8 protein-coding genes are annotated in these 12,463 nt (G+C 49.1%); all 8 read left to right on the top strand.

Annotation, left to right across the window (positions count from 1 at the left end; all coding sequences use genetic code 11):
• The first annotated feature begins 5 nt into the window (after positions 1-5).
• The 8 genes from HUF13_RS07305 (at position 6) to HUF13_RS07270 (ending at position 12,402) form a co-directional block, all read left to right on the top strand.
• A complete protein-coding gene (locus tag HUF13_RS07305) occupies positions 6-785 on the top strand; it encodes a hypothetical protein (protein WP_173474513.1) in 780 nt (259 codons plus the stop codon).
• Between the two features lie 169 nt (positions 786-954).
• The gene (locus HUF13_RS07300; protein WP_304038926.1) at positions 955-4,359 is read left to right on the top strand and encodes a hypothetical protein; all 3,405 of its coding nucleotides are present in this window, start codon (positions 955-957) and stop codon (positions 4,357-4,359) included.
• A 20-nt stretch (positions 4,360-4,379) separates the two neighbouring features.
• Positions 4,380-5,285: a formylglycine-generating enzyme family protein gene (locus HUF13_RS07295; protein ID WP_304038924.1), complete on the top strand. Its 906-nt coding sequence runs from the start codon at positions 4,380-4,382 to the stop codon at positions 5,283-5,285.
• Positions 5,286-5,376: 91 nt separating this feature from the next.
• On the top strand, positions 5,377-5,757 hold the full coding sequence (locus HUF13_RS07290; protein WP_304038922.1) for a copper resistance protein NlpE N-terminal domain-containing protein: 381 nt from the start codon (positions 5,377-5,379) through the stop codon (positions 5,755-5,757).
• 15 nt (positions 5,758-5,772) lie between these two features.
• A complete protein-coding gene (locus HUF13_RS07285) occupies positions 5,773-6,537 on the top strand; it encodes a LytTR family DNA-binding domain-containing protein (RefSeq protein WP_173474510.1) in 765 nt (254 codons plus the stop codon).
• A 12-nt stretch (positions 6,538-6,549) separates the two neighbouring features.
• Positions 6,550-7,899 (top strand): signal peptidase I, encoded by a 1,350-nt coding sequence (lepB, locus tag HUF13_RS07280; protein WP_173474509.1) that lies wholly within the window; start codon positions 6,550-6,552, stop codon positions 7,897-7,899.
• A gap of 2 nt (positions 7,900-7,901) precedes the next feature.
• A complete protein-coding gene (locus tag HUF13_RS07275) occupies positions 7,902-9,671 on the top strand; it encodes an Ig-like domain-containing domain (protein WP_173474508.1) in 1,770 nt (589 codons plus the stop codon).
• 7 nt (positions 9,672-9,678) lie between these two features.
• Positions 9,679-12,402, top strand: a complete 2,724-nt coding sequence (locus HUF13_RS07270; protein ID WP_304038920.1) for a helicase C-terminal domain-containing protein — start codon at positions 9,679-9,681, stop codon at positions 12,400-12,402.
• Positions 12,403-12,463: the final 61 nt, after the last annotated feature.

The raw sequence follows: 12,463 nt of genomic DNA, 5'->3' as shown, positions 1-12,463 counted from the left end.
TTCGTATGACCTTCAAGGTGGCGAAATATTCCGCATTTGCGCGTGGATTGTTTTTACTGCTATTGCTGTCGCTTTTTTTGACGGGTTGCGTTGGCGGAAAGCAATCGACTGCGCCTACAGTGCAAAGCGCCGAAGCCCCTGCCGATAGCTTGAAGGCTCTGTTTTCGCTCACAATTTATTCGCCGGATGGCAAGACGCAGGATTTGGATGCCGTGCTGTTTTCTGTCCCGAACAAGCGCTACCGCATGGAGTTGACTGGCACGCTTGGCATAGGCGTTGCCTCGCTCCTGTGGCTTGAAGAAGGCTGGCAGATGGTTTTCCCCACGGAAAAAATGTATGTGAAGGGTGCCGGTTACATGGTCGGACTGCTCAATGACCCGTCGCTCCCGCTTGTGCATATCCATCAAGTTGCAGGGTTGTTTGATGGCAAGGTGCTGCCTGAAAAATTTGAAGTGAAAGCAACGCGCGATTCTATTGGCGCAGATTCTGTTGCTATGAAAATCGTGGATGCCCGTGAATCGTCGGGCCGCCATTTTACATATGCCGAAAAGAATGGTGAAGTGCAATGGCTAGAAATGCCTGGCCGTGACGGCAGTACAGAGAAAATCATCATCGAGGAATATAAAGAATTTAAAGGCGTAAAAACGCCATCCAAGATTTCTTTTGTTCGTGATTCGACGACTTTCCTCGAACTCCGCGTGAAAAAAGTCAATCGCGGAAAATCATTCGGCACCGGTACCTGGCGCCTCAATATTCCTAGAAGTTACCAGCGCATCGGCGAATAACTAGCGTTTTTTCCTTCCTACTTCCTACTAAGTAGACTTTAAACTAAAAAACTAAGTTCTAAGTTCTAAGTTCTAAGTTCTATTTTAGTAAATTATAACCATGAAGTTGAATGCCAAATTTTTCGCATTGTTTTTAATCGTATTGTCCTTAACGTCATTGGCGCATGCTGTGGATACTCTCGAAGTGTTTGTGCTGCTTGCGCAGTTCAAGGAGGAAAAGCCCGATAACTCGCTTACGACAGGTACGGGCCATTTTGGTACTGATACTGGGACGTATAACTTGGATCCGGCTGGAGACCGCGGCAAAATTTATTATTGGCAAAAGCATATGGCTTTTGCGAATGCCTATTACAAGGCGGCAAGTGGTGGCCAGCTTGTCATCAAGGATAGTATTATCCCAACGATTTACACGCTCGACAAGCAGATGATTGAATACAATCGTACCCAGAGGATGAAGGACGAAAAGGCTGCCGAGTACGATTCAGCCCGCACTTGCGATTACTTGCGTTTTGTGTACGATGTCGTGATGAAGGCGCATGGCTCGAAGAATTCGCCGTTCAATATTCCGCTTTCTAAAAATCCGAATACAAAGCGTGCGTTCATGATTGCGCATGCTGGAGCAAGCAGTCTTGTTGATGGTGGCAGCATGGGGACGAAGGGAGCCAACACTCCAGGTGATTTTTGGGATAGCTTTGTTTCGGGTGTTCTGTGGACTTATTTGCCCAAAAGCCTTCCCGAAGTTGCGATATCGGACGATTCTCTGAATAACGGTCTTGTGCTGAAGGGTTCCTCTATTGATACGCTCAAGTCGATTATGGTGGTGAGCGAAACGGCATCGCAGGATGGACTGAACTGGGGTATCAACGGTTTTGTGGTGAACCAGATTGGGCGTGAATTGGGGTTGCCGAACACTTACGATGCGGCCAAGGGTATTTCCCGTTTGGGCTATTTCGACATGATGGACTTTGCGGGCTACAATGCTGGCAATGGATTTCTTCCTGTGTTGCCTGCTGCGTGGGAACGCGCCTACATGGGCTGGTCTAATGTTAAGGAAGTGCGCCCGACGGCGGGGCATCCGGTTACTGTTGATGTTGCGGCGGCGGGTAGCGGTCTCGGGACCGAAATCGTGAAGGTCGCTCTGAGTGCTAGTGAATACATCTTGATTGAAAACCGTCAGCGTTCCTGGGCTAAGGACGGGATGGTGGAAGTGTATCTTGGCCAAGCGACGCAGAGTAATGATACGACAATGAAGAGGAAAATTATTGTCGATAGTCTTTCTACGATATTCGAAGATGAAATCTGTGTCAAGAGTAAGTGCGAGTCCAACAAGAATAAGGCGGAAGGTCTTGTGCTTGGCGTGAGCAGTTTTGATGCGGGGCTTCCGGCAAGCGGTATCGCTGTGTGGAAAGTGAACGATTGGTATTTGCGCGAAACGCTCCAGTACGGAATTGCAAACTATTGGGGTGGAAATGAATTTCGCGACCATCAGTTTGGGCTTTCGCTTGTGGAATCCGATTGCATCTTGAGTATTGGCAAGTCGTTCAAGAATGCTCTTGGCGAAGATACCTACGATTTTGGTAGCGGAGCGGACTTGCTCCCGCATTTGCGTTATACCAAAGACGAAAAGCATGATACCCTCAAGAAGCTTGATACAATCAAGACTATCATGCCGATGGATTATCCAGATACGACGGATCCCATTATGCCAACGGGTTATGCGAATACTGCGACGACGTATGGCGGCTATACGGGAATCAAGATTTCTGTGGAAATTCCGAAGGATGCTCGCATCGAAAGGACCGCAAATGCGTTCATGGGTGATAGCGTGATTAACTTTGCTGCACCAATCATTCGCGTGACGATTAGCATTGACGATGGAAGCATTGAAAAGTCGAAGTTCCCGAAGAATGTGGGACTTGCGAATGCTGTGCGCGGTGCCGTATTTGTCAATTACGAAGATGATGAAACGGGCAAGGCGATTGTGTTTGCTTCTGAAGATGGAACGCTCCAGGCGATGAATGCTCTTGGCGATACGTTGTACATGTCGGACACGTCTGTAGTGCAAAAGCAGGTTTCGAAAAAGAATCAGACTGTGAATGTTCCACTTTATCGTGTTGGCCCAAGCTATGGACCGCTTGTCGGGCTTGCAAGCGATGGCGAACGCGTTTATTCTCTGCACAAGAAGCATTTGGTGCGCACTTCGTTTAACGCTGGCGTCCCGATGCAAGATGATATGGATTTGCAGAAATCCGTTGCTGGAGCTTCGGCGGTGGGTACTGCTTTGGTTGGGCCGATTGTCGCTAATTCGCACTTGTTCTTTGCTGCGGATTCCGGATTCTGGACGGTGAACTTGACTGATGAAATGACACGCACGTTTACCTCGACGGAATCCATTGCTCACCCGCAGGACATGGCGCTTTGCAAGGTGGACAAGCAAGATTACTTTGGCGTGGTTGTGGGCGAAGATGGCAAAATCTTTATGCGCAAGTTCTCGCTCGAAAACAAGGCCGATGCAAAGCCGAGCTTTAGCAAGCAAAAGGCTGGATTTGCTCAAGTGGCTACTTCCAAGAACGAAAGTTTCCGTGTGGCTTGCACGGACTTGGATCGCGATGGAACGGTTGAAGCTGTGATGCTTGGTAGTCGCGGTACAGTCGCTAGCTTTAAGCTTGGCGAAGGTGGCAAGCAGACGGCTCAGTGGGTGCGCGTATACAAGCGTGGCGCGGCTGGAACGAGCGGGCTCGCTGACGAAACTTCTGGAATGGCGTTCGGTGATTTGAACGGCGATGCGTATCCGGAAATTGTATTCCTGGGCGATAACCTCGTTTATGCGCTTGACCGCTTTGGCGTTCCGGTGGACGGGTTCCCGGTGACGATTAATCGCGGTACGCCTATTACGGGATTCCACAGCGATCCGTTGATTGTTGATGTAACGGGCGATAAGCTTCCTGAAATTCTTGTGCCGTCGAGCAATGGCTTGGTCTATGCTTATACGGGCAAGGGCAAACGCGTTACCGACCGCTTCCCGATTGCGGCGGGCAGTTACGAATCGACGGATTCGTTGCAGCAGGCTGTTCCGATGAGCATTTTTGTGACGGATGCTGTTAAGAATTCCAAAGGCCCGGAACTTTACGCGTTCCACAGAACGGGCGTGACCGCGTTCCGTCTGGACAAGGCTGCCGATGGTGCCGAAAAGGCCGCCGCTGCTTGGACGCTCCCGGCTGCTGGTAACGAACGCACGGGATTCTTCGATGCTTCTAAGCTTGGCGATGTCGATGACGTAAAGGCCAAGGACGAAATTACGGAATTCTTTATTTATCCGAATCCGGTGCGCGGTGGCGAAGCGAAAGTTCGCATGGAACTGGGCACAAAGCCGCGTACGGTAAGACTTGAACTTTATGACATCACTGGTTTGTGCGTATTCAAGACGGACATTCCGGATGGCGTTGCCGGCATGAATCAGGCTAATCTCGACTTGCACAACTTGGGCTCGGATATTTATACGGCTCGCTTGAAGGTCAAGTTCGAAAGTGGCAAGACAAAGCAGAAGCTTTACCGCGTCGGCGTTGTCCGTTAATCTTTGACGAGGGGGTGACTATGCGTTTGAAACCATTCATGCCGTTTTGCATGGCTTTCATGGCGATATTATCGCTAGGGGCGCTTTTGGCACTGGATGCTTGCACGGCAAGCGGTGATGCTGTTGAAGGCACTCCCTTACCTCCTATTGATAAAGGCAACTCGTCTAGCGTTGTAAGTAATTCCTCTTCGAGTAAGGATTCTTTGCATGTGGATCCCACGATTTTGGGCATGTTCGGGTGGGCTAAAATTCCCAAGGCTACAATTACTCGTGGTGTGAATTCTTTTGGCGTAAATTCATTTTCTATGGCCACGACGGAAGTGACTCAAAAGGTTTATGAATTTGTAATGGGGGACTGGCCGAAACAGTATAAGACGGGAGATTCGATTGCCGTTTCGAGTGTAAGCTGGTTCCGTGCCGCTCTCTTTTGCAATGCGTTTTCAAAACTTGCAGGCCTTGATACGGCCTATGTCTACAAGTCCATTGCCGGTGATTCGATTCTGGTGGATTTAAAAATAAATTACTCTGCCGCTTCGATCCGTCTCCCGACAGAAAATGAATGGGAAGTTGCGGCTCATGGTGGTACTTCGACAACTTATTATTGGGACACAGATGTCGCGTCTAAGTATGCGTATTACGGACAAACTGCTGGTCCTGATATGGTGGCTCAAAAGTTGCCGAACGCTTTTGGCCTTTACGATATGGCCGGTAACGTTGCTGAATGGGTCAATGACTGGTATGACGCTTATCCGAAAAAACAAAGCGACAATTACACAGGTCCTGAAAAGGGCGAATATCGCGTTGTTCGTGGTGGTGGCTGGTCGGACAAGGTAACCGCACTTGACCCCAAAGAACGCGAAAAGCTTGATCCGGCTCGTTCCAAAGTGACTCTAGGCTTTAGAGTGGTCTATTCGACCGGTTTTTAGAGCCGCCCTCCATTTGTCTTGTCCGAAATTTTTTAGATTATTATGCATGAAGTATGCCTGTGCGCTAGCTGCAATGATGTGTGGACTATTTGTGGGTTGTTCTGAACAGAAGTCGGAACCGCTCCCTGATTTGCCGCCCATAGAAATTCCTGCGGAAGTCTTTGGTTTTTATTCGGGACGTCTGCCCTGTGATAATTGTAATCAGCGCGTAGTGAATATGGACTTGTTTAATGATGGCAAGGTCATGGTGGTTGAATCTATCATGAAGGATTCCGTAAGTGTTGATACGCTTCGTGGGACATTCGTGTATGCCGATAGCATTGTGAAGGTGAGTCTCTCGGACAATTCGGTCCGTTGGGATTTTAAGCGTGATAAGGTTGGAAATTTGGCTTTTATGAAGTTGGGCGATGTCTATCGCGATGCCGAAGGCATGAAAGCCGTGCTAATTCGTTTTTATAAGAAAATTAAATAGTAAGAGTTGGATAATATGTTTACTGCCTTAATTGCCGATGACGAACCACTAGCACGCGTGCGCATGCGTTCCTTGCTCGAAGCTTATTCGGGTGAAATTGAAATTTTAGGCGAAGCCTCTTCTGGTACGCAGACGATTGAAAAGATTCATGAACTCGACCCGGATGTCGTATTTCTGGATATCCAGATGCCGGACATGGATGCGTTCGAAGTTCTGAAATCGCTGAACGAAGACGATATTCCGCTCATCGTGTTTACGACGGCCTACGATAACTTCGCACTCCGTGCTTACGAAGAGAATGTTGTAGATTACCTTTTGAAGCCAATTGATCCCGAGCGATTGCAGGCGACGATGGCGAAGCTTCGCAAGCGCATGCCGCAACAAGTCGGGCAGGGCGTTCCGGCGGATTTCTCGTGGGACAAGTTCAAAGAAATGATGAACGCGAGCGGCTTTTACATGCAGCGATTGCAGGTCAAACAGCCCGACCGCATTTTGCTTGTGAATATGGATGAGGTCATTCGTTTCCAGAGCGAAGAAAAGTACACGACGGCTTACACGACCACATCGCAGTACATTATAGACCTTACGCTTGTGGAATTGGAAAAGCGGCTTGACCCGCGCCAGTTCGTTCGTGTTCATCGTGCTCATTTGGTGGCAATAGACTACATTTCCGAAATTCGAAAGACTGAAAGCGGTCGCCTTTGCGTTGTGCTTCGCGACAAGAACAAGACGCAGATTACTGTAAGCCGTAATTTTGTGAAAACGGTCAAGAGTTTGTAATTGGGAGTTTTGATGGAACAGACATCTCCGAAAAAAAACATAAAGAAGTTTCTTAAATCTTTTACACGTGAAGTTGTTGTACCGATCATTCTTGCTTTAATCGTTATCCAGTACGTCATCCAGGCGTTCCAGATTCCGAGCGGTTCCATGGAAGATTCGCTTAAGACGGGTGACTTCTTGCTGGGTCTCAAGTTTACTTACGGCTCGCCGATTCCGTTCTCGAACCAGAACTTCCCAGGATATGCAGAACCCAAGCACGGCGATGTCGTCATCTTCCGTTATCCGGGCGAACCGGAATATCCCGATAATAACCCCAAGCGTTACACGCATCTGTTCAATGCGCTTATGCTGGGCAATTACTACTGGGACCACGCCCCCGAAAAAGGCCAGCCGCATTTGGTGCATTATGCCGATGGTCCGAAGGACTACATCAAGCGTTGCGTTGCGGTGAGTGGCGATAGAGTGGCGGTTCATGGTGGCAAGCTTTTCTTGAATGGCAAGCGTCAGGATTCTCTCCCGGCATTCGGAAAGTGGACGGCGAATGTTCGCACGCTTTCTCCGCGAGATGAAGTCGAAGAATTTGTAGTGCCCTCTGCGGGCGATACGCTGTATGTTGATTCTATTTCGATGATTAAACTTTGGTGGTTGCGTTCTCTCGTGGCTCAGGAAAATCCGGATTCTTCTGTACGTCTGGAGCTTTCGCTTTTGCTCAATGGCCGCGAAAACAACAATTACGTGTTCAAGGATTTTAGATTTCCGGTCGAAAATGATCGCGCTCTCTTGCTGAATGCGATGCTTTCGAGAAACCAGACTATAATTCAACAGCGACTTACGCTTGGCGATACGTTGTCTGGCGCGATGCCGTTCAACTATTTCAGGGAACTGGCGAAGATTGGCTTTTTGCCGATGATTGATTCGCACGATCCTGATTTGAATCGCGGTTTTACTCGTCCTGTGAGTTACGTGTCCTTTGAAGGTTCCATCCTTCAGGATCTTGATGGTAATGTGAAGCGCTTGAATGTGGCGGTGCCGGCTCAGGATTCTACGGATTCCACCGAAGTTGTGGAAAAGTCTCATTTCGAAATTCAGCGCAATTTGTACCTCGGTTCCGAAAAGATTAATCGCTATGTCGTGAAGTACCCGCAGTACTTTATGATGGGCGACAACCGCGATAATTCCGCCGATAGCCGTTATTGGGGACTTGTCTCGTTGCGCAACATCCGTGCAAAGGCTTTTGTCATTTACTTCTCGTTCGAAAACGATGATGGAAAGTTTGCCCTCGGCAAACCATGGACTTGGTGGCGCATTCCGTTCCGCGTTCGATTCACCCGCATTGGCAAGATTATTGATTTGATTAAGTGAGAATGAAGTTCTCGAAGGTTGCATATTTTTTGGCCTCATGCCTGATGATAGCTGCTTGCGCTACGCAAGTGGCTCCTTCGGGTGGTCCCGAAGATAAGCTGCCGCCGCGTGTCGCGGCGGTGTCTCCTGCACCAAAGACTGCAAATCATCCGAATGAACTTTATGTGAAATTGGAATTCGATGAATGGATCAACGCCTCGATTCCGCGTGGTGCTATTTCCATTTCGCCTCCGATTGAAAAGAAGTTGCGTTACGAAGTTCACGGCAAGATGCTCGAAGTTTATTCGCGTGCCGAACTTGATACGGGAACGACTTATACCGTTACGTTCGCTGGTGGCATCAAGGATTTACGCGGTAATGCGCTGGCAAAGCCGTTCCAGGTCGTATTCTCGACGGGTGCTACGATTGACTCTTTGACGCTTTCCGGTCGTGTGATGGTGAGCGATTCCCTTGTGCGCAAAAGATCGTACCCGAGCGTGGGCCTTTATTTGATGGGTCCTGAACGTGAATCCAAGCGCTATCTTGAAAAGTATCGCGATACGACTACGCATGTGCTGGATTCGCTCCCGATGCTTACAAAAGAAGAACCGCTTTATATCACGGCGGCTGATAGCATTGGAAACTTCACGTTTACAGGGCTTAAGGCTGGGCGTTATCGCGTTGTCGCATTTGTCGATGGGAATGGCAACCACAGGATTGAACCGTCGTCGGAACTTGCTGGTGTCTGGATTTCGGATTTGCTATTGAATGAAACAACGCAGGACACGCTTTGGATTGCGCTTGCGGACCAAGACACTTCGCTGATGGAAATGGACAATGTCACGCAGCCTTTTGCAAACGTACTGGAAGCGAACTTTACGCGCCGCGTCTATTTTGACTCTGCTTTTGCGGATACTTCTAACTGCTATCTTGCTTCGCCGGATGGCGATACGCTTTACCCGCGACTTGTGTATCTCGGGACATTGAACGCTCCGCGTTTTTACTTTGATCCAAAACCGAAAGACGAAGTCTTGTACAAGTTTATTTGCCGTACCGGAAAGGATTCGCTTTCCCGTGCTTTAGATACCGCAAGGAACTATGCCGAAATTGAATGGAAAGAAATGGAGGCCGATACGCTCGCTCCAAAAATCCAGACGGTGCAGGTGACGGGTAAGTCGAAAAATGCGTTCCCGCATGATTCCTTGGTCGTAATTTATAACAAGCCTGTTCTCGATTCCTTGAAAGACATGTTCTTTATTGTCGAAAATAAAGATACGGCGCAAGTTTCTGCGAAAAAGCTAGACCCAGTCCGCTACCTTGTAAAGCGCGATACTCCGTGGCCGACTGATTCCAAGTTCAGCTTGCTGCGTGGCTATGCCGATACGACTTTGGCAAAGGCCGATAGCAATGGTGTCCGTGATACCGTGATTACGACAAAGTACGAAAATAAGCTCACGTTCGAGACGATTTCCAAATTGAAGTTGGCTTCGATGGTGGGTAAAATTCCTGGCGCAAAGGCGGGCGCTATAGTTCGTCTCAAGTCTGTGGAAACCGGTAAGTTTGAATATGCGAAGTGCTCTTCTTACGGGGCGTTTGCGTTTAATGACCTTGTTGAAGGTGGTTACATTATTGACTATTATTATGCAGATAAAGGGACCGGACTTCCGAATGGTGGTTCTCTAAATCCCTTTAGTTTTGGCTCTGCATGGCGTTCCCCGATTGATACTTTGAAAATCAAAAGTGGTCCAAACGATTTAGAACAACTGATGCCGAACTTGCCGGCATTGCCTTAAAGGATGGATGAAGATGGAAAAAATTCCCGCATTTGTGGCGCTTGACTTGGAAACAACCGGTCTTGATTTCGAGAAAGACGAAATCATCGAGGTGGCTCTAGTTCGCTTTGAAAATGGCGAACCGAAGGAAAATCTCGATTTTCTGGTGAAACCGTCTTCTGCTGAACTTCGTCCCTTTATTGAGACGCTGACTGGCATTAACAAGGCTGACTTGGAAAGTGCTCCGGATTTTGCAACAGTTGCTGGGCAGATTTGCTCGTTTATCGGTGATCTCCCGATTGTTGCACACAATGCCCTTTTCGATTCCAAGTTCCTCAAGCAGGCGTTTACCAAGGTCGGTATTTCTTATGATTCCCATGTGTTCTGGGATTCGCTCACGCTTTCGCGCATTGCGTTCCAGGATGTTCCGAACCATCGTCTCGATACACTTGTACAGGAACTCGATATTGAACGTAGCCGTGCTCATCGTGCCTTGCCTGATGCTGATGCTTGCGGACGCTTGTTCGTGAAGGCTCTCGAAAAGATTTCTACAATGGACCCGTGGATTTATGATGCTCTTTCTAAAGTTGCTAAGGGCTCCGGCTACGAGACGCTTTTCACATCGAATGTCGAAACGCTTGCCGCTCCGAAGTACAAGTTGCCTATAGCCCCCGCTCCAGAAGCTTTGCCTAAGTCTAGGGCTCCGCGTGTGAGTGAATTTTTCAAGGAAGGCGGATTTATTTCGTTTGTCGTTGATAATTACAAGCCGCGCCACAACCAGCAGGATTTTGCCTCGGTCATGGAACGCAATATGTACAAGGGCGGTCTCTGCGTGCTCGAAGCTCCGACCGGTTCCGGCAAGACATTGTCTTACCTGATTACGGCTGCAAACAAGGCTATTACCGGCGAGCGTGTGCTCATCAGTACCGCAACGCGCACTTTGCAGGAACAGCTTTGGACTCAGTCTATCCCGCAGATTGCAAAGATTTACAATGGCGAACTTCGCCCGGCGATTTTGAAAGGCCGCGACAACTACCTTTGCCTCCGTAAGTTCGAAGAACTGCTGATGCATCCGCAAACGCTCCTTTCCACCGAAGAACGCGATTCTTTCATGGCGCTTATCCCATGGGTCTTGACGACTGAAACGGGTGACATCAACGAATGCAATTCCTTTAGCCAGAGCCGCAATCGTGTGCTTTGGTCGAAGCTTTCGTGCAGTGCCTCTTGCTGCAACGGCGAAAATCACTCGTGTCACGAAAACTGCCCGGCACTCATTGCAAAGCGCAAGGCCATGAATGCAAACATGGTGCTTGTGAACCATTCGCTTTTCCTTTCTGATTTGCAACTCGATTTTGCGTTGCTCCCGTCGTACGAACACATTGTTTTTGACGAAGCGCACCGCCTGCCAGAAATCAGTAACCAGGTGTTTGGCCGCACGATTTCGTTCTTCGGATTCAGAAATATTGCAAAAACGCTCGAACCTTCCAAAGCGGGTGGCGACGGCCTCATTGCAGAAATTGCAAGCCGAATCCCGGCAGAACAGCCGGAACTCCATGAACTCTGCGACAAGCTTTCCGAAGCTTTGGGCGAATCCGAAAAGGCTCTGCACCGCTTCTTCATGAAGATTGGCAAGAAACTTGCTAAGCAGAAAAATGGCCGCAGTGGCTTTACGTACACGAATAGCATCCTCGCTGAATACGAAGCTGACCCGGCAACGTTCCTCGAACAGTACGCTAATGCTCGTGGCTTTGCTGAAAAGCTCGTTGCGGCGGCTGCAAATATTGATTCCCTCAAGGGCGTTGTGAGTGACCTTGATGGCCGCATGACCGAGATTGGCCATTTCATTTCGGACTTTGAATTTGTTACAAAGGCGGGCCGCAGTGATTGGGTCTTCTACATGGAAGAACCGTTCAACCCGCATACCATCAAGCTGCATGCAGTTCCGCTCCATTCTGGTAGCATCTGGAGAGAAAAGTTCTATCCGTGGATCAAGTCTGCGACGTTTACTTCGGCGACGCTTTCTGTGCAGGCCGATCTCACGTATTTCTTGCAAAAAATGGGCATGGACAATTTGCGCTTGAGCAAACAGCCGTTTGTGAGAGTTTATACTGAACAGTCCGATGTGAACGAACGCCGCTCCGTGATGGTGGCTAAGTTCCTCCCGAAACCTTCGGCTCAGGAATTTGGCGATGCCTTGAACGATACGCTTTTGAAAGTGCTCCCGTCGATTGAAGAAAATACGATGGTGCTCTTCACAAGTGTCGCTACGATGATGAAGGCGCAGGCTGCACTTGCTCCGGCATTTGCCGAACGCAACAAGCTTTTGCTCTGCCAGCATGTCGATGGCTCGCTTGACGGACTCGTGGCTATGTTCCGCAAGGAACGCGGCGCCTGCCTCTTGGGTTGCCAAAGCCTTTGGGAAGGTGTGGACTTCCCGGGCGATGCGCTCAAGTTGCTCGTTATTACGAAGCTCCCGTTCCCGAACCCGACAGATCCGCTTGTCGCTGGCATCACGAATGAGATGAAGGCTGCAAACAAGAACTTCTTCAAGGATTACTTTATCCCAGAAGCCTATATTGAACTCCGTCAGGGCTTGGGTCGCCTTTTGCGTTCTGATTCCGATTCCGGAAAGGTCCTCATCTTGGATAATCGCGTTATCCTCGAACGCTACGGCAAGACCTTCTCCCGCATTTGGAACTTCAAGCAGCGCATCGCTGGCTCCGTCTCCGACATCGAACGCTTTGTGAAGTAAATCTAACGTTGTCACCCCGGACTTGTTCCGGGTCGCTTCAAGTTCACTGAGCCCGCCGAAG

This window comes from Fibrobacter succinogenes, from assembly GCF_902779965.1.
GTDB classification, from domain to species: Bacteria; Fibrobacterota; Fibrobacteria; order Fibrobacterales; family Fibrobacteraceae; genus Fibrobacter; species Fibrobacter succinogenes_F.
This window is presented reverse-complemented; position numbering and strand designations above follow the sequence as displayed.